This window comes from Acinetobacter sp. ATCC 27244 (assembly GCF_000156555.1).
Taxonomy (GTDB): Bacteria; Pseudomonadota; Gammaproteobacteria; order Pseudomonadales; family Moraxellaceae; genus Acinetobacter; species Acinetobacter haemolyticus.
Genome location: NZ_GG665950.1, coordinates 86,810 through 113,104, shown reverse-complemented (window position 1 = coordinate 113,104; position 26,295 = coordinate 86,810). Strand labels below are relative to the sequence as shown.

23 protein-coding genes and 2 tRNA genes are annotated in these 26,295 nt (G+C 40.7%); 8 read left to right on the top strand and 17 right to left on the bottom strand.

Annotation, left to right across the window (positions count from 1 at the left end; genetic code table 11):
- Positions 1 to 192 precede the first annotated feature (192 nt).
- Positions 193 to 268 (top strand) — tRNA-Glu (locus tag HMPREF0023_RS02680).
- Between the two features lie 31 nt (positions 269 to 299).
- Positions 300 to 375: transfer RNA gene (locus HMPREF0023_RS02675), tRNA-Glu, on the top strand.
- Positions 376 to 431: 56 nt separating this feature from the next.
- On the opposite strand, the gene HMPREF0023_RS02670 is transcribed toward HMPREF0023_RS02675, so the two are convergent.
- Together HMPREF0023_RS02670 and HMPREF0023_RS02665 are read right to left on the bottom strand one after the other, a co-directional pair.
- Positions 432 to 1,367 (bottom strand): hypothetical protein, encoded by a 936-nt coding sequence (locus tag HMPREF0023_RS02670; protein ID WP_004641354.1) that lies wholly within the window; start codon positions 1,365 to 1,367, stop codon positions 432 to 434.
- Positions 1,368 to 1,535: 168 nt separating this feature from the next.
- Positions 1,536 to 3,155, bottom strand: coding sequence for a hypothetical protein (locus HMPREF0023_RS02665; RefSeq protein ID WP_008941131.1), 1,620 nt, complete (start codon positions 3,153 to 3,155; stop codon positions 1,536 to 1,538).
- A 226-nt stretch (positions 3,156 to 3,381) separates the two neighbouring features.
- Here HMPREF0023_RS02665 and HMPREF0023_RS02660 point away from each other — a divergent pair, with 226 nt between their 5' ends.
- On the top strand, positions 3,382 to 3,720 hold the full coding sequence (locus HMPREF0023_RS02660) for a hypothetical protein (protein ID WP_004641358.1): 339 nt from the start codon (positions 3,382 to 3,384) through the stop codon (positions 3,718 to 3,720).
- 24 nt (positions 3,721 to 3,744) lie between these two features.
- Here HMPREF0023_RS02660 and HMPREF0023_RS02655 read toward each other — a convergent pair whose 3' ends face one another.
- From HMPREF0023_RS02655 to HMPREF0023_RS02625, 7 genes are all read right to left on the bottom strand, one after another.
- Positions 3,745 to 4,689 (bottom strand): cation diffusion facilitator family transporter, encoded by a 945-nt coding sequence (locus HMPREF0023_RS02655; protein ID WP_004641360.1) that lies wholly within the window; start codon positions 4,687 to 4,689, stop codon positions 3,745 to 3,747.
- Positions 4,690 to 4,973: 284 nt separating this feature from the next.
- On the bottom strand, positions 4,974 to 8,117 hold the full coding sequence (locus HMPREF0023_RS02650; RefSeq protein ID WP_008941130.1) for an efflux RND transporter permease subunit: 3,144 nt from the start codon (positions 8,115 to 8,117) through the stop codon (positions 4,974 to 4,976).
- Positions 8,107 to 9,348, bottom strand: coding sequence for an efflux RND transporter periplasmic adaptor subunit (locus tag HMPREF0023_RS02645; RefSeq protein WP_008941129.1), 1,242 nt, complete (start codon positions 9,346 to 9,348; stop codon positions 8,107 to 8,109). Before HMPREF0023_RS02645 ends, HMPREF0023_RS02650 begins: the two co-directional genes overlap by 11 nt.
- Positions 9,349 to 9,352: 4 nt before the next feature.
- On the bottom strand, positions 9,353 to 10,774 hold the full coding sequence (locus HMPREF0023_RS02640; protein WP_008941128.1) for a TolC family protein: 1,422 nt from the start codon (positions 10,772 to 10,774) through the stop codon (positions 9,353 to 9,355).
- A gap of 54 nt (positions 10,775 to 10,828) precedes the next feature.
- A complete protein-coding gene (locus tag HMPREF0023_RS02635) occupies positions 10,829 to 11,257 on the bottom strand; it encodes a cation efflux protein, CzcI-like (protein WP_008941127.1) in 429 nt (142 codons plus the stop codon).
- 151 nt (positions 11,258 to 11,408) lie between these two features.
- The gene (locus tag HMPREF0023_RS02630; RefSeq protein WP_017396588.1) at positions 11,409 to 11,594 is read right to left on the bottom strand and encodes a hypothetical protein; all 186 of its coding nucleotides are present in this window, start codon (positions 11,592 to 11,594) and stop codon (positions 11,409 to 11,411) included.
- A gap of 164 nt (positions 11,595 to 11,758) precedes the next feature.
- Positions 11,759 to 12,163 carry a cation efflux protein, CzcI-like gene (locus HMPREF0023_RS02625; RefSeq protein ID WP_346772086.1) on the bottom strand — a complete coding sequence of 135 codons (405 nt, stop codon included), beginning with the start codon at positions 12,161 to 12,163 and terminating at the stop codon, positions 11,759 to 11,761.
- A gap of 211 nt (positions 12,164 to 12,374) precedes the next feature.
- Here HMPREF0023_RS02625 and HMPREF0023_RS02620 point away from each other — a divergent pair, with 211 nt between their 5' ends.
- On the top strand, positions 12,375 to 12,758 hold the full coding sequence (locus HMPREF0023_RS02620) for an AAA family ATPase (RefSeq protein WP_017396590.1): 384 nt from the start codon (positions 12,375 to 12,377) through the stop codon (positions 12,756 to 12,758).
- A gap of 44 nt (positions 12,759 to 12,802) precedes the next feature.
- Here the strand turns inward: HMPREF0023_RS02620 and ettA are convergent, their stop codons facing one another.
- Complete coding sequence (gene ettA, locus HMPREF0023_RS02615) at positions 12,803 to 14,464, bottom strand: energy-dependent translational throttle protein EttA (RefSeq protein WP_004641376.1); 1,662 nt, start codon at positions 14,462 to 14,464, stop codon at positions 12,803 to 12,805.
- A gap of 297 nt (positions 14,465 to 14,761) precedes the next feature.
- On the opposite strand from ettA, the gene HMPREF0023_RS02610 reads away from it, so the two are divergent.
- The gene (locus tag HMPREF0023_RS02610) at positions 14,762 to 16,039 is read left to right on the top strand and encodes an O-acetylhomoserine aminocarboxypropyltransferase/cysteine synthase family protein (protein ID WP_004641379.1); all 1,278 of its coding nucleotides are present in this window, start codon (positions 14,762 to 14,764) and stop codon (positions 16,037 to 16,039) included.
- 248 nt (positions 16,040 to 16,287) lie between these two features.
- Positions 16,288 to 17,175, top strand: a complete 888-nt coding sequence (locus tag HMPREF0023_RS02605; protein WP_004641380.1) for an SDR family NAD(P)-dependent oxidoreductase — start codon at positions 16,288 to 16,290, stop codon at positions 17,173 to 17,175.
- 108 nt (positions 17,176 to 17,283) lie between these two features.
- Here HMPREF0023_RS02605 and HMPREF0023_RS02600 read toward each other — a convergent pair whose 3' ends face one another.
- The gene (locus HMPREF0023_RS02600; protein WP_008941122.1) at positions 17,284 to 18,378 is read right to left on the bottom strand and encodes an SDR family oxidoreductase; all 1,095 of its coding nucleotides are present in this window, start codon (positions 18,376 to 18,378) and stop codon (positions 17,284 to 17,286) included.
- 100 nt (positions 18,379 to 18,478) lie between these two features.
- Between HMPREF0023_RS02600 and HMPREF0023_RS02595 the strand changes: the two genes are divergently transcribed.
- The gene (locus tag HMPREF0023_RS02595) at positions 18,479 to 18,856 is read left to right on the top strand and encodes a MerR family DNA-binding protein (protein WP_005088550.1); all 378 of its coding nucleotides are present in this window, start codon (positions 18,479 to 18,481) and stop codon (positions 18,854 to 18,856) included.
- Positions 18,857 to 18,997: 141 nt separating this feature from the next.
- Here the strand turns inward: HMPREF0023_RS02595 and HMPREF0023_RS02590 are convergent, their stop codons facing one another.
- Together HMPREF0023_RS02590 and HMPREF0023_RS02585 are read right to left on the bottom strand one after the other, a co-directional pair.
- Positions 18,998 to 19,762 (bottom strand): HD domain-containing protein, encoded by a 765-nt coding sequence (locus HMPREF0023_RS02590; RefSeq protein WP_005088552.1) that lies wholly within the window; start codon positions 19,760 to 19,762, stop codon positions 18,998 to 19,000.
- Between the two features lie 100 nt (positions 19,763 to 19,862).
- A complete protein-coding gene (locus HMPREF0023_RS02585; RefSeq protein ID WP_005088554.1) occupies positions 19,863 to 20,747 on the bottom strand; it encodes a LysR family transcriptional regulator in 885 nt (294 codons plus the stop codon).
- A gap of 108 nt (positions 20,748 to 20,855) precedes the next feature.
- Between HMPREF0023_RS02585 and HMPREF0023_RS02580 the strand changes: the two genes are divergently transcribed.
- A complete protein-coding gene (locus tag HMPREF0023_RS02580; RefSeq protein WP_005088555.1) occupies positions 20,856 to 21,611 on the top strand; it encodes an SDR family oxidoreductase in 756 nt (251 codons plus the stop codon).
- Positions 21,612 to 21,659: 48 nt separating this feature from the next.
- On the opposite strand, the gene HMPREF0023_RS02575 is transcribed toward HMPREF0023_RS02580, so the two are convergent.
- From HMPREF0023_RS02575 to HMPREF0023_RS02560, 4 genes are all read right to left on the bottom strand, one after another.
- Positions 21,660 to 21,977, bottom strand: coding sequence for an AzlD domain-containing protein (locus HMPREF0023_RS02575; protein ID WP_005088557.1), 318 nt, complete (start codon positions 21,975 to 21,977; stop codon positions 21,660 to 21,662).
- Positions 21,974 to 22,684, bottom strand: a complete 711-nt coding sequence (locus HMPREF0023_RS02570; protein ID WP_005088560.1) for an AzlC family ABC transporter permease — start codon at positions 22,682 to 22,684, stop codon at positions 21,974 to 21,976. Before HMPREF0023_RS02570 ends, HMPREF0023_RS02575 begins: the two co-directional genes overlap by 4 nt.
- A gap of 78 nt (positions 22,685 to 22,762) precedes the next feature.
- Positions 22,763 to 23,593, bottom strand: coding sequence for an AraC family transcriptional regulator (locus HMPREF0023_RS02565; protein WP_005088563.1), 831 nt, complete (start codon positions 23,591 to 23,593; stop codon positions 22,763 to 22,765).
- A 160-nt stretch (positions 23,594 to 23,753) separates the two neighbouring features.
- The gene (locus tag HMPREF0023_RS02560) at positions 23,754 to 26,108 is read right to left on the bottom strand and encodes a Tex family protein (protein WP_005088565.1); all 2,355 of its coding nucleotides are present in this window, start codon (positions 26,106 to 26,108) and stop codon (positions 23,754 to 23,756) included.
- Between the last annotated feature and the right edge of the window lie 187 nt (positions 26,109 to 26,295).

Here is a 26,295-nt window from a genome sequence, read left to right as displayed (position 1 = left end):
TACTTAGTCTCATTTTTTTATTACCACTATAAAATCAAAATGATCATAAAATTAGATATAACTGCTTATTTTTGATTATTTATTCCTCAATATGTTTTATTTTTAGACACTCATTCTATTTTTTTAAATTTTATGCGGAAAAGTGTTTGACACCCCACTTAATTCACCCTAATATACGCCCACCTCTGAAACGTCCCTATCGTCTAGAGGCCTAGGACATCGCCCTTTCACGGCGGTAACCGGGGTTCGAATCCCCGTAGGGACGCCAATTTATAGTTTCAGATGTATGCCTCATATAAGTCCCTATCGTCTAGAGGCCTAGGACATCGCCCTTTCACGGCGGTAACCGGGGTTCGAATCCCCGTAGGGACGCCAAATTCTAGAAAGCCACTGCATGACAGTGGCTTTTTTCTATCTATATGTTGTATTTACTATTCGATACCAATACCAACTTGCACTTCCAAACGTCCTGATTGAACACGCAACCCACGAATTTCAAATTGATCAACCAACTGCTGTACCAACTCACGGCTTTCTTGCAAAATATTCAAACCAGGTAAAATACTAAAGTCGGTTAAATTTAATAACTTATCAACCATCCATGAACGATTGTTAATAAAGTCAATAAAACCTGCTTCTTCAAGATCGATATACCAAATGCGATGCCCTTCTTTTTGAATACCAGGCACATCACGAATCAAATGATTGATCAGAAAAGGAATAGGTAATGAATTAATCAGATCAAAACTGATATTACCAACTCGCCGTGTCGCCCAGTTGGTGAGTGTACCGCCATGACGAACTTGTAGATCTAGATGTTCGTCAACCTGACGCAATCGCAGATATTTTTCTTGACCGATACGACACTCCAAGACATTAAACTCAAGTGATAAACGGTACAAGAAACGATGATAATGCCCATCCAATTCAATGTGAAAGCGATCATTTCCACACTCGACTTTAATATCATCGATCTCACTGCGATCAATCCGCTTTCTAATCTGATTATTGAGTAACATTTCGGGAAGATACAAAGTTAAGCTGCTTCGCCCCAACGAAGCACGAGCCATACTCAATGCAACTTGACGTGCTGCTTCACTGGTTTCAGTCACCATACCGCGCACAGAGTTTCGTACCCCCTCTACACCACGTTTAGTATGATGCGTGACGTGATCTAAAGCATCTAATGCTGCATCAGCCACCTCTGCGATATTACGAGATGTATCACTGGCAAACTCTACCGCATCCTGTGCGTGTTGTAGCGTTTTATTAATTAGGCGACGTGACAATGATGGCTTCTCATCAGATGATGCTGTGTCGGCAGGCATAATATCGAACATTGCCTTTTTATCATCTTGTCGATTCAAGATGTTCTCCCTCTTCCCTTTCTTACTCGTTCATTGTTATTCGTGACGATTCACTTTTTGAACAGTTCGAATCTTTCTTTCTAGATTAGCATGCAACAGAAAGCGATTTGCTTATTTTTGTTGCATAACATCAAGTTTTTAACCACTCAACATTGAGTTTTATTTTACCTACTGGTCATCATGCTGTTGTACAGGAGATATAGCGACCGTTGGTTGTACCATGACAATCTGTTTTAAACGGATTTGTCTATAGTGTTCTAAACTTCGCTGTAACTGTGCGATCTTTTCTTCTCCCTCATCCAAATGAAAATGTTTCAATTCCCTTAAGCTCACCCACGCAGCCTGTATTTTTTCGAACTCTGTGCCTTTGTCCAATTTTCGTTGTAACCAAACACATAAATTCTGTGCTCGTTGTTGCTTCTCGTATTGATAAGCAAATAATCCACTGGATAAAGTCATGTTATTCAATTGCTCACCCAAATGTTTTTGCATTTCCTGCAATTGTCGAGCTTGTTGGTCAGCGAACGGATAAAGAATAGTTTGTTGAAACCAAGTCGCCAACCCAATCATTTCCGCAACCAACTCATCACGCTGCGCATACAATATAGACCGCTCAGGATGATGCTTATCAAGTCGAGCATCGCCTAGATAAGCCACTAAGCCTTGATCAAGAATAGTTTGAATGTCACCAAGTTCCAATGACGAAGTTGTCTTAAGCTGATGATCATTCAGCAACTCATGTAGTTGATTGCTTTGTAATGATTGAGTGACTAATGAAAGTGCTTGATTGTTTTGACTGAGCAATAGCCATAAATTCCCCAAAAGATGTGTCGAAACCGTTTGCTCAATTGATGATGATCCACATAGGCGCTGCATTGCAGCTTGCATGAGATCAGATTGAATTAAACTTTCTACAATATGTGAATCCATTAATAACTGGGGCGCACTTTCGATCACCTGCTGGCTGTAAGGAATATCGACATTTTTGCTCCCGAATATCCCACCCATCGATTTGCCTATAGCATTTAAACTGCGTCCAACATCTGCTAACACATGCGTTTCTACAGCGCGGCTTTGGAGAGTCGCAGGTGGTAAAAATGCGGTGACTGCATTTTGAATAGTTTTTCGATAGGCTTTTTGATCAATTGGCTTTTTATAGCGACATAGCAGATCAATCGCATAAGCCACATCACTTACATCAGCTCGATATTGTTGTTGCCGTTGAATCAAACAATTTACATAAGCAAAAAAAGCCACTTCATTGGGTTGGGTCGCATGTTGCATTGCCCATTCATATTGTTCGATTGCCTGAGTATATTGTTCAGCACCAGCATAAGATTTTGCCAAAGCAATTGCATGTTGAGTGCTGGGATAATGCTGCTGAAAATACTTTAACAAATCAATTTTAGGTGCTTGATCTAAGCACTGATCCAACTGTCGTAGATACGCATTGATTTGCTGCTGTGTGGGATGTAATACCACGAAGTTCAAGAGATACATCAAGCACTGTTCATACCAAGCATATTTCCGTGCATGCATTTCATAAGCAGCGATCAACTCTGTCTCGATCAATTCGATCAATTGCGTTGAGTACAAGATGTCTTCTGCTGTCTCATGTTTAAATTTCCATTGCTTTGGCAATGACATTTTAAATAAACGTAAAATAAAGTGAGCACTCAGATCTGGGCTTTCCATAGTGACTAACATGAGTTTATCTTGTGTGGAAAGATGTGCTTTTCCTTTGGCAATCCGTGCCAAACGTAATTTGAGAATTTTGGTCGGTAACATGCCTTTCCTTGCGCACTATTCAGCCAATTTAGCTTCAACTTAGCATGAGTTCATGTCGATTAGCGACCATGTTTAGACGAGATGCAGGTGGGTTTAAAATAGTGAGATAAAGACTTGAGCAATTCTCTCCCCTTTCGGTCATCTAAATTTGACGATTTAAACATTTCTAGATTTTAGCTTTTGCGGTTTTTTCGCTAAACTACTCAAAACACAATAGGAAAAATCTATGCAATACCGTTGTCCTAAATGTCAAAGCGTAAAAATAATGCCTGCTAGTCAGGGTGCAAATAGTCCACGCCCTAACGTGCCAAAAAGCTTAGTTCTTTTGGTTCCTGCTATTTTTATTTTACTGATCTTGGTACTGATTAGTATTGCCATGTGGATTTTTGGTAATGGTGCAGGTCAAGGACTTCAAATCACAACGATTGTAGTATTTGTGATCTGTGTGATTGCAGGTGGTTTATTTTGGCGTGATCTACCAGATTTTAAAATTTCAATGCAAGCTTTCATGCAAGCACAAAAACATTGGAAATGCCGTGACTGTGGTCATGACTGGCACAACTAAGCACCGTCAAAAATTCACATCAGCTTAATGCTGATGTGAATGATCTGTATCAGATTTGGCATCATGTTGATGTGTGTGTTCACAATTCATTGCTGCATCATCTTCGATTTGTATCGTCATTTCCCTGATTTCATGTTGATGTGCCAGCATTTCCGTGGCCGCTCGATGTAATTGATTACGATCGGCATGAGGTGCAAATAGATGGACCGTCAGATGAATATTTTTAGACGTAATCGCCCACACCTTAAGTTGATGAATGCTTTCAACGCCATCCAATGCCAATAAATCATTCCTTAATTTTTCAATATCGATTTCTTCAGGTACGCCTTCCAATAAGATATTGATACTCTGCTTCAATAAAATCCATGTTCTCGGCAGTACCCAGAATCCAATTGCAACCGCAATAATCGTATCAACCCAATACCAATTGGTGTAATAAATCACGATTGCACCCACAATAACGCCGACTGATCCCAAAGCATCACTGAGTACTTCTAGATATGCACCTTTGATATTTAAACTCTCTGAAGCACTGGACATCAACATTTTCATCGAGATCAGATTCACCACTAAACCCAGTGATGCCACAATCAGCATACCTAAACTATTAATTTCTGGTGGTTGAGTAAAACGCTGATAGGCTTCATACAAAATATACATCGCAACAAAAAACAGCATACAGGCATTAAATAATGCCGCGAGAATTTCAAAACGCTGATAACCAAAAGTGCGTTTATTATCTGCTGGTCGTTTTGCGATTTGGATCGCAGCCAAAGCAATCGCCAGTGCAGCAGCATCTGTAAACATATGTGCAGCATCGGACAACAGTGCTAAACTTTGGGTCATTAAACCTGCAATCACTTCTACAACTAAAAACGTTGATGTCAGAATAAGTGCGATTGTGAGTTTTTTTATATTGCCTTCAGTTACAGCTGCATGGCTGTGATCATGACCTTGATGTCCACTCATGTTGGACTCCTTATAATTGTTTAAATTCAAATATCTTTCTAACTACACTATCTCAAATCATGCATAAATATGATTGATGAAGTGCAACAAATTGTCCAAAATTTTCAATACTACATCTCCAACCAAAATTTACTATCGTGGCGGTGGCATGGATGCCACCCGTAGGTCTGCGGCATCAAGGATGTGCCGTCAGACCTACAAAAGATTTTTGCTACTTTTCATCTCTGAAAAGTAGAGTAATGTCTATTCAGACACCATACGATGAGATATGAACCCACACTCATTTAATTTGTCGCTTTCTCATTCATCCAACGATAGACCACAGGCAAGATCACCAAAGTCAGTAAGGTCGATGAAATAATTCCACCGATCACCACTGTTGCCAGAGGACGCTGAACTTCAGCACCTGTACCCGTTGCGATCGCCATCGGAATAAAACCCAGTGATGCCACAAAAGCAGTCATCAAAACAGGGCGTAACCGTAAAATCGCGCCTTGCCATGTAGCAATATGCAGGTCGAATTGTTCACGAAGCTCTTTGATAAAACTGAGCATCACCAAACCATTTAGGACTGCAACACCTGAAAGCGCAATAAAACCGACACCTGCAGACATCGACAATGGAATATCTCGCAACCACAACGCCACAAGACCGCCAGATAAAGCAAATGGCACACCACTAAATACCAATAAACTCTCTTTGAAATTATGGAATACCGCCATTAACAAAGTAAAAATTGCAATCAAGGCCAAAGGAATGACGATCTGCATACGTGCTGCCGCCGATGCCAAGTTTTCAAACTGCCCACCGTATTCCAGCCAATAGCCTGCGGGTAAAGGTTGCTGTTTTAATGTAGCTTGTAACTCTTGCACAAATGAACCTAAATCACGACCTTCCACATTTGCAGTGACAATGACTCGACGTTTACCATTTTCACGACCGACTTGACTCATACCAGAAATCGTTTCGACTTTGGCGACGTCTTGCAATTGAACTAAACCACCATTCGGTAACTGGATTGGGAGTTGTGCCAAGCTTTGTGCGGTACGTTGGTTGTCTGGCAAACGAATTTCAAAATCAAAACGACGATCTCCTTGCAAGATTTGCCCAACATTTTGTCCACCTACACTCGCAGCAACAACATCCTGAATACTTCTTACAGATAAACCATACTGCGCAGCCAAAGCATGATTAATCTCCACATTTAACACAGGTAATCCACTGGTTTGTTCGACTTTTACCGCTGTCGCACCGGATATATTCTGTACTTTTTGCGCAATTGCTTGAGCTTGCGTATTCAATACATCCATATCATCACCAAAAACCTTGATACCAACATCACTACGTATGCCTGAGATCAACTCATTAAAACGCAATTCAATCGGTTGGGAAAACTCACTGTTATTACCAGGAATCGTTGCCAAAAAAGCTTGCATTCGTGTACGTAATTCATCAATGCTCTCTTTCGGATTTTCCCATTCCTTTTTCGGCTTTAATAAAATCACCGCATCTGAAATATTAGGCGGCATCACATCGGTTGCCACCTCAGCCGTCCCTGTTCGTGCAAAAATCGCTTTTACTTCAGGGAAGTTTTTCAAAATCAACTTTTCAGTGGTTTCTTGCATCCGCAAAGACTGCTCTAAACCCGTACTTGGAGAACGCATCTGCTGCACGGCAAAATCCCCCTCACTTAACTGAGGCGCAAATTCACTCCCGATCTTGGTGCTTAAAATTCCCGTCAACAGCAAAATGCTGATCGCTAAAGTCACCACGACCAACCTAAACTGATAAGCCAGATCTAAAAGCTGTTGATATTTTCCTTTTAAAGCTTGCATCCAACGCGATTCTTTCTCTTTCACCTCACCCGTGACAAATAACGCAACCGCGGCTGGTACAAACGTTACCGACAAAATCATTGCACCTAGCAATGCCATGACTACGGTCATTGCCATTGGATGGAACATCTTCGCCTCAACACCTGTTAAAGCGAAAATCGGTAAATACACCACCATAATAATGGCTTGCCCAAACAATAAAGGTTTCCGTGCCTGTTTTGCAGCAAGAAAGACTTCTTTAAAACGCTCTTGTCGGGTTAATAACCGCCCTGCATGATGCTGTGCTTCTGCCAATCGCCGAATACAGTTTTCTACAATAACAACTGCGCCATCGACGATAATCCCGAAATCCAATGCACCCAAGCTCATCAAGTTGGCACTGATGTTCTGCTCTGCCATTCCTGTAAGCGTAAATAACATTGAGAGTGGAATAACACAGGCTGTAATTAGTGCTGCTCGGAAATTTCCCAAGAAAATAAATAGAATAACGATGACGAGAATCGCACCTTCTACTAAGTTTTTTTGAACTGTTTTAATGGCTTTATTCACGAGACTGGTACGATCATAGACCGTTTCAATCTCAACACCTTTTGGCAAGGTCATTTGAATTTCTTGGATTTTTGCATCAACAGCTTGGGCAACAGTACGGCTATTTTCACCCATCATCATCATGGCAATGCCAAGAACGGTTTCCTCGCCATTATAGGTTGCCGCACCTGTGCGTAAATCATGTCCAATCGCAACCGATGCAATATCTGCAACACGAATGGGTAGACCATTTTTAACACTGACCGTAATATTTTGAATATCTTCAACGCTACTCAACATCCCCGGTACACGCACTGTGAGCTGCTGACCATTTTCTTCAATAAAGCCAGCACCACGGTTCTCATTATTTTCCTGTAACGCCGTTTGGAACTCGGTTAAGGAAATCTGGAGTTGCTGCAACCGCTTTAAATCTGGAGAAACAATATAGGTTTTGTTATAGCCTCCAATACTATTAATTTCGGCTACACCTTTGACGCGCTGTAATTGAGGCCGTACGATCCAGTCTTGGATCTCTCTCAAGTCCATAGCCGTATAGGGTGTTCCGTCCTCTTTTTGGGCATCGGCTTTGGCTTTAATCACCCATTGGTAGATCTCTCCAAGTCCTGTGGAAATCGGTGACATCACAGGATCAACTGCATCAGGCAACTGCCCATCAGCCTCCTGCAAACGCTGATTAATCAACTGTCGTGCCCAGTAAATATCCGTACCATCTTTAAAAATAATGGTCACTTGGGATAGACCATAGCGCGAAATTGAGCGCGTCTGTTCCAGATTCGGAATACCAGCCATCGCTGTTTCAATCGGATAAGTAATCCTTTGCTCAACTTCTAAAGCAGTATAGCCATTGGCCTGAGTATTAATTTGTACCTGCGTATTGGTAATATCAGGTACCGCATCAATCGGCAGTTTTTGATAACTCCAGACACCAATGGCAATCCATGTCATCACAAAGAGCATAACCCAAATGGCATTGCGAATCGCAAACTGGATCAAACGATCAAACAGCCCTTCGGGTTTAGGTAACTGAGAAGAATTAGTGGTCATGTTCCGCTTCTCCTTTCTCAAGTTCCGATTTCAGTAAGAAACTGCCTGCTGCGACATAGGATTGCCCAACACTTAAACCTTGCTTAATTTCAACCCACTCACCATCCTGCTTTTCTGAAATGTTTCGCTGCCCAATTTGTACTGGAACTGCTTTAAACTCAAAACCTTTGTCCTGATTTTTCTCTGCAACGAATACCACCTGCTTGCCATCAACTTGTTGAATTGCCTCTGCACTCACACGCATCACCGATGCTGTTGAACCAGATTGCAATTCCACATTCACCATGAGATTTGGACGCAATTCAGTCGCATTGGATTGCACTTTGGCACGAACCTGTAAACGACCTGTTTGTGCATCAGCTTCTGTTGTCAGGCTTTGTACTTGAGCATTAAAAATATTGCCTGTTTGTAGTGACTTAAATCGAATCTGTTGGTTTGGTTGCACATTGACATTCACTACAGTCGGCAACACAAATTCCAACCACAACTGATCTAGCTGATCAATGGTAAATAATTGGTCGGCGAGTTGGACATTTTCTCCAATCACAATATCTTTATTGCTAATTACACCACTAATGGGTGCGGTTAAGGTATATCGACCATTCGACCCAGAGCCAGCGCCAAAAGCCGTTAAACGTGAACGTGCAGCTTGAACTTGGATTTGTGCTTGGCGATAGGCATTGTAAGCACGTTGGTATTCTTGCTTAGCTGAAATTCCTTGTGACCATAAGCTTCGTTCACGCTCATAATCTTGCTTTGCAAGCTCCAAATTGGTTTGCGCAATTTGCAAGTTGGCTTGTTGATCAACCAAATCTGGCACGAGAAGATTTGCCAATGCTTGACCACGTTTCACTTGTTGCCCTAATTCGACATAAACCGATTCAACTCGTCCCGCAAAACTTGGTGACACATGAGCTTGTCGATCCGTATTAACAACCAGTTTCGCAGGATAACTTTGAATCTGATTGACCTCACCCATAGCCACCTGAGCAAGCTTCAAGTTATGCTGTTGCATTTGCTCTAAGGTCAAACTCAGACCATCTTCATCATGCTCCCCTGCTGATGCATCATTTGTATGTTCATCTGCTTCATTTTCCTGATGAGAATGACCTTGTTCGCTTTGTGGCTTACTGCCTTTTTCCCAGAGTAAAACTGTTGCGAGAAAACCTGTAACAACAAGGATGACTACAATCCAAACCCATTGCTTAGGCATTTTTGATTTCATCTTCATTACATTATTCTCCGACTTGGCTTGGGAAAGCACTTGCTTGTTGCCACATGCGTTGGTTGAGTTGCATCAATGCATCTTTAGCAGTGATCTGATCTGAGGAAAGCCCCATACGTGCCGTTTGCACATCGATATTGAGTTGCCATGCTTGCTTGAGCAGTTGGACTTTACGCAAACGAACGTCTTGTAGCTGGATTGTGGCTTGCTGAACATCTGTCACGGAAAACTTACCCAACCGAAAACCTTGCAAGGTTTTTTGTTGAACTTGTATCGCTAACGGTATTTGCTGATCACTCAATTGTTGATATTGGCTTTGCAAGGCTTTTAACTCAGTCATGCGAAGATCGATATCCAACTGATTTTGCTGACGATAAAAACGCTGTTGTTGTTGAATTAAGGTCTGTTTAGCTTGCGCAATTTGGATTCCATATTTTTGTGAATTAAAAATATTGAGTGGGATCTCTACGCCTAATCGAATTTGACTTTCAGTATTTTGGTCTGCCGAACGCGTACGATTTACCCCCAAAGTCATCGTTGGTTGAGGACGCGACTGCGCTTTGAGCTGCTCAATATGCGCCTGTTGACGCTGCGTTTCGAGCTGTAAGCCTTGTTCAAAAAGGTTCTGATTTTGTTCAGACACAGTTTGAATGGTCATTGCCTGCGTCCAAAGCTCATTTACATTGGGCTGAATCGAAAAAGATGGCGTGCTTTCCCCCCATAATCCAGCCAACTGTTTTTGCGCAACTTGGAGCTGTAAATCTGCTTGTTGGCTAAGTCGCTGGTTCTCAAGATGTGCCATACGAACCCGCTCAACATCAACTTGGGCAATACTCCCAGCTTGATAACGTTTTTCAGTTGCCTCTAAGTTCTGCTGACTCACCTGTAATTGCTCAGCGATCGCTGCCTTTTCCAATTGCAATAACGCGACTTGAGACCATACATATTCAACAATTAATTCCAATTCAGCGTTATAACGCTGCTGTGACAAATCTACTTGGTGAGCAGAAAGCTTCGCGACCTTTTGCGCGGCCTTTCGCTGCCCAAATAGATCTAAAGGTTGTGAAATACCAATCGACAGTTCGCGATCCTGATCACTTTGCAAGCCTGTTTGTTCGACCGAAAGACTAGGATTGGCCCACAGAGCACTTTGCTTAAGTTGCACACTCGCCATTTGTTGCTGTGTTTGCCAACTGGATTGTTGATTTTGATAGTTGCGAACGCGCGCTAACACCCCGTCAAAGCTCGCATTTTGCTGTGCGATAGTGATCGATGATTGATTCGCATTTAATAATGATTCCGCCAAAACGGATTGGCTGGAAAGCACCGCAATTAAAGCCAATACCGAATATTTCAAAGCAATGGAATGCGTCGCAGGATTGAGCGTGTGATTTTTCAACGTACCGATACGCTGAGATAGATTAAAAGACATATAAAGCCCCGCAAATAAAAGAAGATGCGGTGGGCTATTTTTCGGCTACCCCACCTATAGCGGGGTTAGTAGCGGCGGCGGATTTAATCCAGATAGATGCGGAGACTGATAAGAATTAGACCAATAATATTTTTGCTTTGTCTCATGATCACTCAAAACAAGATGATCAAGCTGTTGCTGTGCTTCAGTAACCACCACATGAAAACAGGATGGCAAATGATCATGGTGATCTTGCAAACTTAATGGCATCGGCAAATCACTTGAATCTTGATTTATCTTCAAGACAGATATTTCCGTCACATCTATATTTTCTGGTACATGATGACCGAAATGACCAACAGAAACAGTTTGCTGCGTTGTACTTTCATGACCACAATAAGCTGCCGCCACATTCCAAAGGCTTTGGAATATGAAAAGGCTGAGCAAGACGGTTATAAAAATACTTGATCGACGCAAAGTTTTCTCTTTAGTCAAAAATTGCACAACTGAACTATAGCAAGGAAGTTTGATGTAATAAAATTACATCTCTCCATTCAGCACTAAAATCTTTTTTAAAAACGCAAGATTCACAAAAACTAATCAATACATTTTGACAGTCGGGGACTGCTCACTTGCCGAGCAGTCCCCTAAAAAATTAACCCGATGATTTACACTTATGCTTGGTGTTGCTGTGCTTAATGTCATGTTCGACATTTGCTTTCATTTCTTGCTGAGACTGAAGATTTCTTTCTAAGAAAATCAAACCTCCATCTGCATTTGCCAAGCTTGCTGAAAGGAATAGCACCATAAAACATAGTTTTTTATTAAATTGAATTGACATCATCTTCACCTGATTTAAATGTTTTTTGATTCATCTGATTCGAGGATTTGACCTCCAAACAAAATGAATAAAATTGTTCATTTATGATCTACTTCAATCATTTACCTAGCAAAATGGTGAAATGACGTATTGAAATAGAGAGCTTTCTGGTGAGTATTTTGAAACTACCCCACCAATAGTGGGGCAAAGACTGGAGGGGGATTTAAGCTTGTTAGATATGGCGACTGGTAATGATTGGACCAGTTATATTTTTGTTCTAATTCATGTATCCGTAGAATTGGTTGCTTCAATTGCTGTTGTTCTTGAATAACAATTGCATGAAAACATGTTGGCAAATGATCGTGATGATCTTGCACGTTCAACAACCATGAAGCATCGGCCTCTTGAACTGCGACTAAAGAATTCGTTTGCTCTTTAGAATTATCCAACGCATGATGACCAAAATGATTAACCGAAACGGTCTGCTGAGTTGTAACTTCATGACCACAATACGCGGCCGCCACGTTCCAAATACTTTGGAACATGAACAAACTTAGCAAGAGTGTCATGAATACAAGTGAACGTCTCATGTTTGATCAACTGTTCAAAATCAGATTAACTATAGCAACGAAGGCTGATGTAATAAAATTACATTAAACAAAAACTAAATAATTTTAAATTTTAGGCCTAAACTATCAATATTTCCCTCTGCTCAAAAATAATAATTTTCTTATGCATATCAACCCCGACCACTATTTAGAAACTGTCGCTGGTAGAGTCTTCACAAGTGAACGAAATCAGATGGCATGGGCAAAATGCTTTCATGACTTGGAAAATGAAATCATTAATAACTCAAGCGTACAAATCGTTTATGTCTTGATTGGTTGCCAAGCTACTGGTAAAAGTACTTGGGCTGACAAAAAAATAAAGGAAGAGCCTTATAATATTATTTTTGATGCCATCTTAGTCAAAAAAGAGGAAAGAGCACCTATTCTAGAAATCGCACGTTTCCATAATATTGAATGTGTGGCAGTGATGTTCAAAACCCCTTTATCGATTTGTCTAGAGCGAAATAGCACAAGAACATTAGATACCAAAGTTGATGAACAAGCTCTCAAGAATGTTTTCGCAGCCATAGAATCCCCAACACTAGATGAAGGATTTACAAGTATCATTTTTGTATAAAAGTAAAAAACCAGCCCTCAGGCTGGTTTTTTATCAATCAGGTCTTAGCCCGAAATTTTCTTATATTTAGAGCGTTTCGTTGTTGCAGCATCACCCAAACGTGACTGACGATATGCTTCATATTCTGCATAGTTACCTGTGTAGAATTCAGGCTGCTCATTTTCAAATGACAGAATATGCGTTGCAATACGGTCAAGGAACCAACGGTCATGCGATACCACCATCACAGTACCAGGGAATACAAGAATTGCATCCTCAAGTGCACGTAAAGTTTCGATATCCAAGTCGTTTGATGGTTCATCCAGTAAGATCACATTTGCACCCATCTGTAAGATCTTCGCAAGTTGTAAACGGTTACGTTCACCACCCGACAATTCACCTACGCGTTTCTGCTGATCTTGACCTTTAAAGTTAAAGCGACCGATATAAGCACGTGATGCAATTTCGTAATCACCAATTTTCAGGATATCTAAACCGCCAGAAACTTCTTCCCAAACCGTTTTGTTGTTATCCAAGGTGTCACGAATCTGACCGACATAAGCGACTTTAACTGATTCACCTAAAGTCACAGTACCGGTATCAGGTTGCTGTTCACCAGTCATCATACGGAATAAAGTGGTTTTACCCGCACCGTTTGGACCAACGATACCCACAATTGCTGTTGGAGGTACACTGAAGCTTAAGTTTTCATACAATAAGCGACCATCGAATGATTTGCTGATCCCTTCCACTTCCACAACCTTGTTGCCTAAACGTGGACCAGGTGGAATATAGATTTCAGACGTTTCATTACGTTGTTGGAATTCTTTAGAGTTAAGCTCTTCAAAACGCTCCATACGTGCTTTGTTTTTCTTCTGCTGGCCTTTCGCATTTGAACGAACCCATTCAAGTTCTTTTTTCAATGCTTTTGCAAAAGATTCTTCTTGCTTCTGTTCCTGCTCTAAACGCGCATTTTTCTGTTCAAGCCAAGAAGTATAGTTGCCTTGGTATGGAATACCATGCCCACGGTCAAGCTCAAGAATCCACTCAGCAACGTTATCCAAGAAATAACGGTCATGCGTAATCGCAACGATCGTGCCAGGGAAATCTTTCAAGAAGCGTTCTAACCACGATACAGACTCTGCATCCAAGTGGTTCGTCGGTTCGTCAAGAAGCAACATATCTGGCTTCGAAAGCAATAAGCGGCACAACGCAACACGACGACGCTCACCACCTGAAAGTAAGGATACGTCTGCATCCCATGCAGGTAGGTTCAAAGCACCTGCTGCGATTTCAAGCTGATTATTGAGGTTATGTGCATCCCAAGCATGGATGATGGATTCTAATTTTTCTTGCTCTTTTGCAAGCGCATCAAAATCTGCATCAGGATCCGCATATTCAGCAAAAACTTGGTCAAGACGTTCTAAAGCATCAAGCGCTTCACGCACGCCATCTTCAACGTTACCACGAACATCTTTGGTTGGATCTAATGGCGGCTCTTGCTCTAAGTAACCGATTTTGATTCCAGGTTGCGCGCGTGCTTCACCTGAGAAATCTTTATCTACGCCCGCCATAATACGGAGCAAAGTAGATTTACCCGCACCGTTTAAACCAAGCACACCAATTTTTGCACCTGGGAAAAATGATAAAGAGATGTCTTTTAAGATTTCGCGCTTTGGCGGAACCATTTTAGACACTCGGTTCATCGTATAAATATATTGGGCCACGCAGGACTCCTCAATTGAAAAACCAACACATCGCAAAAAGCGAAAAATAATCGCACGTATTATACGCTGAAAACCCAATCAACATGAAGTTAAGTTAGATTTTGTTTGGGACAAATAAAAGGATTTTCTATTTCAAGACATTACGCGGTTGCTTTGGACAGATAAGCCAAAACTCATAGGAAGATAAGCTGCTATACATATCATTAAAAACGCAATAAATCGCATAAATTGTGCACCATTTTGGACAGATTTTCGGCTACACTCGATCATTATTTAACTCACATAGATGATGTAAACATGACTTATAAAGACGAAACTTTAGCCATTCATGCGGGATATTCACCAGAAGCAACCACCAAAGCAGTCGCAGTACCCATTTATCAAACCACGTCTTATGCCTTTGATAACACACAACATGGGGCAGACTTATTCGATTTAAAAGTTCAGGGAAATATCTACACTCGGATCATGAATCCAACCACCGCTGTGCTGGAGCAACGTCTCGCAGCGCTTGAAGGTGGTATTGGCGCTTTAGCTTTAGCCTCTGGTATGGCAGCAATCACTTACTCGATTCAAACGATTGCTGAAGCAGGCGACAATATTGCTTCTGTTTCAACTTTATACGGTGGGACCTATAATTTATTTGCCCATACTTTACCGAAACAAGGTATCGAAGTACGCTTCTTTGATTATCAGAATCCAGAAGCATTACGTTCAATTATTGATGAGAAAACCAAATTAGTTTTTGTGGAATCAATTGGTAATCCACTCGGTAATATTATTGACCTTGAAGCGATCTCAAAAATTGCGCATGAATATGGCGTACCCGTGATTGTGGACAATACCGTGGCAACGCCTGCCCTACTCAAACCATTTGAATTTGGTGCCGATATCGTAATTCATTCACTCACTAAATATATCGGCGGTCATGGCAATAGCATTGGCGGCATCATTGTGGATAGTGGGAAGTTTCCTTGGGGTAAGTATCCAGAACGTTTCAAGGCATTAAATACCCCTGACCCAAGCTATCACGGCGTCAATTATGTGGAAGCACTTGGAGAAGCTGCTTATATTGCACGCGCGCGCGTCGTTCCATTACGTAATACAGGCGCAGCAATTAGCCCTTTGAGTGTGTTCTTAATTCTACAAGGATTAGAAACTTTAAATCTTCGTATGGAACGTCATACTGAAAATGCAATCAGAATTGCGGAATATTTAAAACAACACCCAAAAGTAAAATGGGTGAACTATGCAGGTTTAGAAGATCATCCACAGCATGATTTGGCACAAAAATATGTGAAAGGGAAACCTTCTGCGATCCTCTCATTCGGTGTCCAAGATGGATTAGAAGGTGGAACTCGTTTTATTGATGCATTACAGCTATTTACCCGCCTTGTAAACATCGGTGATGCAAAAAGTTTAGCGTGTCATCCTGCCACCACAACTCATCGTCAATTGAATGCAGAAGAACTTAAATCGGCAGGTGTCAGTGAAGACCTAGTACGCTTGTCTATTGGCATTGAGCATATCGATGACCTCATTGCTGATCTTGAACAGGCTCTCGCACAGGTTTAATCGCATTGAAATCAATGAGCCTCCTGATGGGGGCTTATTTTTTGTTCAAACCAAGCAGAATATGATTGCTTTTTCAACTATTACAATATCTTGTTTTAGAGTTTTTACTCTAAAAAACTATTATTTTTCAAATATTTACACTAGACAAACAAAAAATATCGGTTAATATTAATACAAAATAAAGTGCAATGTTTAATCGCAACAAGGATACATTGCAAACAACAGCTCGATTAATGTAGGACACTTACATGAACGCAAAACTCAAAAAACTTTTTCAGCAAAAAGTCGACGGGAAAACAATCATTGTCACAGGTGCTTCAAGTGGTATTGGTTTAACGGTTTCAAAATACCTTGCTCAAGCAGGCGCACATGTCTTATTGATTGCTCGTACCAAAGAAAAGTTGGATGAGGTAAAAGCTGAGATTGAAGCTGAGGGCGGCAAAGCAACTGTATTTCCATGTGATTTGAATGACATGGAATCTATCGATGCCGTTTCAAAGGACATCTTAGCGGCTGTAGATCATATTGATATTCTTGTAAATAATGCAGGACGCTCAATCCGCCGTGCAGTTCATGAATCGATTGATCGTTTCCATGATTTTGAACGCACCATGCAACTCAATTATTTTGGTGCAGTCCGTTTGGTGTTGAATCTTCTTCCACATATGATGCAACGCAAAAATGGGCAAATCATCAATATTAGTTCAATCGGTGTTCTCGCAAATGCAACGCGTTTTTCTGCTTATGTTGCATCAAAAGCCGCTTTAGATGCTTTTAGTCGTTGTTTATCTGCTGAAGTACATTCACATAAAATCGCGATTACTTCGATTTATATGCCTTTAGTACGTACGCCAATGATCGCACCGACAAAGATTTATAAATATGTACCAACGCTTTCTCCAGAAGAAGCTGCGGATCTGATTGCGTATGCAATCGTGAAACGTCCGAAGAAAATCGCAACCAATCTTGGACGCTTAGCTTCAATTACTTATGCTGTTGCTCCAGACATTAATAATATCTTGATGTCGATTGGTTTCAATTTATTCCCAAGCTCAACTGCATCTGTCGGTAAGCAAGAGAAGCTCAATCTTATGCAACGTGCCTATGCACGTTTGTTCCCAGGTGAACATTGGTAATCTGATTGTGAACAAAGACCTTTCTCTCTGAGGAAGGTCTTTTTTTATTGATCTTCAAAATGTGTATAAGTTTAAACTTATCCACAAGTTTGTTGTTTTAATCGGCAACTAGCTATGTTGATAAATCCATTGACTGGTCTTTGTTAAAGATTTCTCCAAATCAGACTCCTGAATATTCCACTTTTGAATCAAAGTTTTTAGTTCAGAAACATTCAATGGTTCTGTTCGAATAAAATCCAACATTTCTTCAGACATTTCTAATTTCTGCGCCAGCCATTTCCATTTCAAAATCATTCTTAATAAATCTAACGAAACATATCGAGTTGGAGCTTTTTGACCCACTTGTGCAGCCATAATATTAAACATGTCTGCAAGCGTTAAACGTTGTTCATGAGCAACCAATAATTCAGATCGAGCTAAACGAGTTTCAGTCGCTGCATAACCTATTACTTTGACTAAATAATCAATACTAACCAAAGGCAAATAATGTTGTGGTGTTGCTGGAATTGCACTCATTTTCTTTCGCTTTAATAGACTAATCATGTGTGCAATCGGTTGATTAACTGGTATTTCCCCAGTGACTTCATCACTAATCACCGTTGCAGGATGAATAACGGTCCAGTCTAAACCCAAGCTTTGCGCTTGTTTAATCCACGCATAATGCGCTTCGATCTTAGAAGCTTCATATGTACCTAATTGCTGATAAACCCATTGCCAATTGGTTTGTTCAGGTTGATCAATACAGACACCAGCTTGGCGTAAATGATCTTGTAATGTCAGCATATAACCAGACACATGTACCACACGTACTAGATCACAATGTTGATTTACACAGGTTAATAAATTCAAAGCACCTTCTACATTTACCCTTCGTCCTTCACGCATACTCAGATTCCATGCAAACAATGCACTTGCGTTATATAAGATATTGACTGTTGTAAGTTTCTCCCAGTCTTTTGGATTAATTGCCAGATCTTCTTGCGTAATGTCCCCTTGAATGAATCTAAGCTGATCAAATGCGATATTTTTATTTTTTAACCAGTTTTCCATATCTTTTTGCTGCTTTGCTCGATCACGAACAAGTGCGAAGACCTGATGGCCTTGACTAAGTAATTCAGCAATGAGGAAACGTCCAATAAAGCCTGTTGCTCCAGCCACTAAAGCGATCTGAAACTGATTAAATTGGGTTTGCTTATTCTCCATCTTTATAACTCCTATTTTTAAAGATAGGTATAGGCTAAAGGATGGAGTACACTCAAAGGTCAAGTAGTTTTTATCACAGACATATAATAATGGTGACCTCATGTTGATTGGAGAATTGGCAAAACAAGCCCAGTTAAGCAGAGATACGATTCGCTTCTATGAAAAAATAAAATTAATTCAATCTATTACACGAAATAATGGATATAAAGATTATCCCGAGCAAACACTGCAGCAATTACAATTGATTCGTACCGCTAAGCACCTAGGTTTTTCATTAAGTGAAATTCAACAAATTCTACAAATGACTGAACAAAATGAAATTCCAGCCCCCCAAGTTCAAAATATCTTTCAAGAAAAACTAAACATGATTGATGAAAAAATTGCACAGTTAAATCAAATTAAAAATATGCTCAATCGATTTACACAAGGCGAAGCCTGTCCCTTAAGAAGAGATTGTACAGTTCCCCAAATAGATTGATTCATTTCAACCCAATACCTAATCACATCGTTTTCATGCTGATGATCTCTGTCTTGAAAAACTTATAATTTAAAATACGATCACCCTTGTGACTGAATCATTGAGCTAAACCAGTTTTGTTCTCACAAGATCATTTTTGCCTCAATCATGATAAGGATTAAAACGAACCAACTGCTTAAAACCACTTTGAACTACCATCGCTGTACGCGATTTTGGTCGAACAAGTGCTTCATGTTGGGTAAATTCAATCATCTGCTGATTAAAGTCCAAGCGCGGATATTGTGCATATAATTGTTGTCTAAATTGCGTAGAAAACTCAAAACCCCGACTTCCAATCACATCACAACTGGCTGCTTGTTGCAGTAAATGTGCTTCGATCCCTTCATCAACCGCAACATAAGGATTCATGTGCATACTGATCACATCAAATAATTGCTCAGCACGTGGTGTTTGCCATCCTTGCACTAAAGACCAGTCCTTTGCAGCATAAGCCCCCTGTCCTGCAAAACAACGACAATTTTCATGATGCTGATAATGCGGTTCCGTCATCCCCAAGTCATGTAGTAAACACGAGACTGCCAATAACTCCTCATCATGGCTCAAGCCTTGTAACTTGGAAAATGCTACAGCGTAATACCATGTTCGTAAACAATGATTCTGCAAACTCACTGAACTACAGGATCGCATCTTTTCGATCGCCTGTTTGACATCACAACTATCAGGCAAATGTAAATCCTCTACACTCAAAAGCTGCTGAGCGTTCAGCTTGGAACGACCTGCTAACGCATACATCTTGATGCTTTGTTTAAGTACTGGGAATAGGCTATGACGTAATAAAGCCATCCGATCTTTTAAAGACAAATCGCCTGAAGTTTGAGCCACCCATGCTTGTCGACCTATGTGCATTTTTATCCACCTATAAAATTAGAGTAATTACTCTAATTTTTAGTTTTACTGTAAATTTTTCTCCATGTCAAAGTGATCTGAGGTATTGTTCTGATAGAAGTTAAAGTAGTTTTTTTAAATGTTGCTCTAACCAGTCAATAAAGTCTTGGAAATATTTTGGGCGATATTGTCGATCCGTCAGCAAAATATTTACAGGCAATTCCAAGCATGGAATATCTGAAAAAAGCCGCTGTAATTGTCCTTGCTCCACATAAGTTTTCGCATCAAATTCAGGGATCTGAATCAAGCCAAGGCCAGTTAAACCTGCTTGAATATAGGCTTCTGTATTTTCAACCAGTAAACGATAAGGCATGTTAATCCGATGATTTTGAAATGCTAACTCACTCCGTTCTCGATAATGTTTTGCCACATGGTAATCCACAGCAAAATGCCGTTCTAACGCATCAAAATGCTTCGGCTCACCATATTCCGCCAAATATTGTGGCGATGCCAAAGTCCAGATTTGCGTCTGTTTAATCGGTCGAATCAGTAAATATTCATCCTGAACCTGCCCAACGCGCACCACACAGTCCAGTTGTTGTTCAATCAAATTTGAAAAATCATCGCTGCCATTAATCAACACTTTGACTTTAGGATAGCGTTGATAAAATGCGGATAGATGAGGAATCAACACTTGTGTTGCCAAGCGTTTCGGCATACCAATACTGATTTTACCTTCTTGACTACGCACCTGTGTTTTAAAACGATTTAGCTCTTTAAGTTGGGCAACCAGACGTATTGCCTCCTCATAAAACAAACTGCCTTCATGTGTTAATGCAACTTTGCGTGTGGTTCGATAAAACAGTAATACTTCATATTCTTTTTCCAAAGCTTGAATCGCATAAGTCACATTTGAACGAGGCAAACCCAATTGCAGTGCAGCTTGGGCAAAAGATTGTTTCTCAGCCACCAGACAAAAAATCTTTAAACGCTCAATTTTATCCATTTTATTATTCAACTTTTTTGCACAATCAGTTCAATACTAACAACTATTTCAAACAAATAAATTCAATTAGGATGTTTTTTATGCAAAAACAACATGAGGAATAAAGCAATGTCACAACATGATCTAAAAGGAAAAACGGTACTGATTACCGGCGGTGCAAAAAACTTAGGTGGATTAATTTCACGTAAATTTGCTGAACAAGGGGCAAATTTATTGATTCATTACAACAGTGCAGCAACGCAATCAGATGCTGAAGAAACCTTAAAAGCGGTACAAGCATTAGGGGTTAAAGCAATCTTGGTACAAGCAGATTTATCTAACATCCAGAACATTGAAGACTTATTTGTAAAAGCCAAAACAGAGTTTGGCGGTGTAGATATTGCGATTAATACTGTCGGACGTGTGCTCAAAAAACCATATTTAGACACCACCGAACAAGAGTTTGATGGCATGAATGACATCAACAATAAAATTGCCTATTTCTTTATTCAAGCGGCTGGCCGCCATCTCAATCCAAATGGAAAAATCTGTACCATTGTCACCAGCTTACTTGCCGCTTATACAGGTCTTTATTCAACCTATGAAGGATTAAAAGCGCCTGTGGAACACTACACACGCGCTGCATCGAAAGAGTTTGGTGAACGCGGTATTTCTGTTACTGCTGTTGCTCCTGGCCCGATGGATACACCATTTTTCTACGGCCAAGAATCACCTGAAGCAGTGGCGTATCATAAGTCAGCATCAGCTTTGGGCGGTTTAACCAAAATCGAAGATATCGAACCACTGGTACGTTTCTTAGTCACTGATGGCTGGTGGATTACTGGACAAACCATTTTCGCCAATGGTGGGTACACCACGCGTTAAGGCATTGGCAACAAAAACTGGGAGCATAATCTATATGCTCCCAAGCTTTTAATTTAACCAAAACACCAATCCATAAAAACATGCCAAACTCAAAATAATCGTCAACAAAGTATGACGGACTTTATACGCAATCAAAATCGTTAAAATCGTCGCCAGAAAATAAGGATTCAATAAAGTTTCACGAAATACACCATGTTCATCCATAAAAACAATGGGTGTTGCGATTGCCGTCAACAAACACGGGGCGGAGTATTGCAAAGATTGTTGAAACCATTTGGGTAAACGCAAAGGCAGATTCGGCTCGAGCAAAATATAGCGATTCACAAACACCACCAATGCCAGAATAATCAGGACAAACCAAGTCATGCTTTACGCTCCCGAAAATTCTGTAAGCAGGTTGCTGTAAACATTCCAATCACCCCTGCCATAATCGCCGCACTTTTAAAGCCTAAACTTAGGAATACAACCGTTAAAGTGACTGAAACGAGTACACCAACCAAAGTATTTAAGTTTTTTATAAATGGAATCACGATTGCGATGAACGTCGCAACGATGGAAAAATCGAGATGATATTGGTCTAAATTGGGAACAGCGGAGGCTAGAAAGACCCCACAAATACTAAATAATACCCAACACAAATAAAAGCAAAGCCCAGCACCAAGCAGATAATGAATATAATGCGGTTGCTTTTTAATACTCACTGCAAACAATTCATCCGTCAGCAAAAAGCCCAACATTAACCGATCTTTTAAAGGTTGCTTAGAAATATCTTCACGTAAATACAGTGCATATAAATAATGCTGCGTGGTAATCAGAAAAACGGAAATGATAATGGTTATTGCAGGTGTTCCTGCCATGACTAAACCTAAGGTCATCAATTGTGCAGCACCAGCAAAGACCAGTGCCGACATCCCAATAGCTTGTAAAGTCGTAAGCCCCGCTTGAATCGCCATTGAACCTGCCAGCAAGCCCCACGGCAATACCGCTAAACACAACGGCAGTATCTTGATTGCGCCATTCAAAAATGCCCGTGATTCGGACATCTGCGTATCATCTATGCTTTCACCTAACATTTACATCACAACAGTTCATTAAAAACCTAGTGACTATGCCAAAAATCAACCGCTGGAGATTGCATAAAATTGCTATTTTTATTTGAGGTAAGCGATATAACCGCCCGGTGTAATTCCAAAAGTTTGACGAAAATGTCGACTAAAATGACTTTGATCCGAGAAACCACACTGCTGCGATACCTCGGATAAATTCAAACCTTGTCTTAATAATTTTTGTGACTTCTGTAAACGTGCTTGGATCAACCACGCATGCGGAGAGAGTCCGATATGCTTTTTGAATTGACGTAAGAAATGCCACTGACTCAAATTTGCCATTTCCGCCAATTCGATGAGTGAAAACTCTTGCTCAGGCATACTCGCCATTAAATCTTTAATATTTAAAATGCGCTGTTTGGTATTACCCAAATCTGTGGCAAGTGGTTTAGTTTGACTATACTTTGACACCAACCAAGCAATCGTAGATAAGAACAAGGTTTGTTTGAGTAAGGTATTATTCGGTTGTTCAAGTAAATCAAAGAGAAATCGGAATTGCTGTGCTAAACCTTCGTCATGCAACACGGCGTCTCTAAACCATGGTGCTGTACCATGTACTGTCGTCAGATCACGGGTTAATTCATGGAAAATCTCTGGTGTCGGATAAATTGCCCGATAACGCCAACCAGTTTCTACAGCTGACGAGCCGGTATGCACTTCATCGGCATTCACTAAAATAATATCGCCTTGTGGTGCGACATGGTTGCCACCTGTGCGATAGAACCGTTGTGCACCCTCTTCAATCACACCAATACAAAATCCTTCATGGACATGCCGAGAGAACTCCTGCTGAAAGTAACTGGCTTTCAACATTTCTAAACCACCGAGTTCTTCGAGGTGTAAGTAATCGACTTGTTCTCGAGGTCTACGTGACATCACGACCTCCTTTGGATTTTCACATCAAATCAGGTTAACGCAATAGGATACGATTTATAGAATAAAATTGCTGTTTTATATTCCATTATCAATCTATCACTTAATCCGCCCAAACAAAAAACCTTCCCGAAGGAAGGTTTTGTAAGTGAGCTAGATTAGATTATTTAGATCCTTTAATGCCAGCTTGTAATAACAAGGCACCCAAACCACCAATTTTTTGCTCTTGTGGCTTGTCATTTTTTGGCTTGTTATGTTGCGGACGTTTAAAGTCACCATCTTTACGTGGCGGACGTTGACCTTGTGGCTTACGCTCTGAACGTTCAGGACGATCCTGCTGTGCACGTTGCTGGCGTGGTGCTTTAACAGGCGCAGAACCTTCTGCACGCATACTCAAGTTGACGCGATTACGCTCCACATCCACTTGCATCACACGGACTTGGACGATTTGACCTGGTTTCACCACTTTATGTGGATCAGAAACAAATTCATTTGCCAATTCAGAGATATGTACTAAACCGTCTTGATGTACACCTACATCCACGAATGCACCGAAGTTGGTCACATTGGTCACTACACCTTCAAGCTGCATGCCTTCAGTGAGTTGAGCAACTTCAGTAATGTCTTCACGGAACTTCGCTGTACGGAACTCTGGACGTGGATCACGACCTGGTTTTTCCAATTCTGCTAAAACGTCTTGAATGGTTGGTAATCCGAATTTGTCATCAACAAACTCATCCGCTTTGACTTGGCGAATGATTTCAGTATTGCCAATGATGTCTTTTACCGTGGTTGCTTTTGCTGCAACGATTTTTTCGACTAGACCATAACTTTCAGGGTGGACTGCTGACGCATCCAATGGCTCAGAACCATTTTGAACACGTAAGAAACCTGCTGATTGTTCAAAAGTACGCTCACCTAAACGTGGTACTTTTTTCAAGGCTTGACGGTTATCAAAACGACCATGCTCTTTGCGGTATTCAACGATTTGCTGAGCAATTGCTTTGTTCAAGCCTGCAATATACGCCAAAATCGCTGGTGACGCGGTATTCACATCAACACCGACCGCATTCACACAGTCTTCAACCACAGCATCCAATGTTTTTGCTAAACCTGTTTGATTCACATCATGCTGATATTGACCAACACCAATTGATTTAGGGTCAATTTTTACCAGCTCAGCCAATGGATCTTGTAAACGGCGCGCAATTGAAACCGCGCCACGAATAGATACATCAAGTTCTGGAAGTTCTTGTGCAGCCAGTTCACTTGCAGAATAAACAGATGCACCTGCTTCACTTACAGTGATACGTGTTAATTTCAGATCCGTATTTGCCGCCATCATTTCAGCAACAACAGCTTCTGTTTCACGGCTTGCTGTTCCATTACCAATCGCAATAAGTTCCACGTGGAACTCTCTGCATAAACGCGCGAGTTCTGTAATAGAACCTTCCTTGTCTTCTTTCGGTGCGAAAGGATAAATGGTGCTGTGTGCCAGAACATCACCCGCATCACTCACCACAGCAAGCTTCACGCCTGTGCGAATACCAGGATCCACACCCAATGTCGTGCGGCTACCTGCTGGCGCAGAAAGTAACAAATGGCGTAAGTTTTCTGCAAATACATCCATTGCTTCAGCTTCAGCAGCCAAACGCTTATCCGTGAGTAATGAGTGCTCAATTTGTGGACGCACTTTACCCAGCCAGAATAGTTTTGCAGTTTGCTTCAAATAATCCTGACGGCTTTGTGGTTGAATTTGTTCAAGATTATACTCAGTCTCAATACGTGCTAATGGTGCATCATCTTCACCATCCACTTTTAAGCCTAAGACATTTTCTTGACGACCACGTAACATCGCTAATAAACGATGTGAAGGTACTTTGTTTAAATTCTCTGAAAACTCAAAATAATCACGGAATTTCTTACCGACTTCTTTCTTCTCTTCAGAAGCCACTGCACTTTTCAAGACCGCAGTTTTAGCGAAGGTTTGTTTTAATTCAGTGGTCAACGCAATATTTTGCGCCCAATCGTCAATCAAGATATGTTGAATCGCATCCAGTTGGCTTTCAACATCTGGATAATCTTCATGGCTAAAACCAGCCAATGCTTCGATTGGGTCAATTTGTTCAGCAATAATTTTTTCTGCGATCGGACCTAAACCCGCTTCTTTTGCTTTAAAAGATTTACTGGTGCGTTTTGGTCGATATGGCGCGTAAATTTCTTCTAATGCATTTTTGGTTTCTGCCGCATTAACACGTGCCAATAAATCATCACTTAATTTATCTTGTTCTGTTAAAGACTGAATCACTTTTTCACGACGTTCGTATAAATCACGCAAATACGTTAAACGTGTATCGAGTTGGCGCAATTGGGTATCGTCTAAGCCTTGCGTGACCTCTTTACGGTAACGTGCGATAAAAGGAACACTGGCGCCTTCATCAATTAAACGAATAGCAGCTTCTACTTGGTTTGGACGTACGGCAAGTTCATTTGCCAACTGCTGAACTATGTCAGTCATCGTGATTGATTCCACAAGGGTTAAGTCTAAAAGCACTGATTATAAAGTCCATGACCATAAAATCCACTATTGTTTTTTTAAAATATTGTGCACAGGCCCCATTCTTTTCTGAAAAAGCCTACAGTTTATGCTAATTCACCAATGTTTCTAAAATACCGTGCTTTTTTTGCCTATCTATTGAAAAATA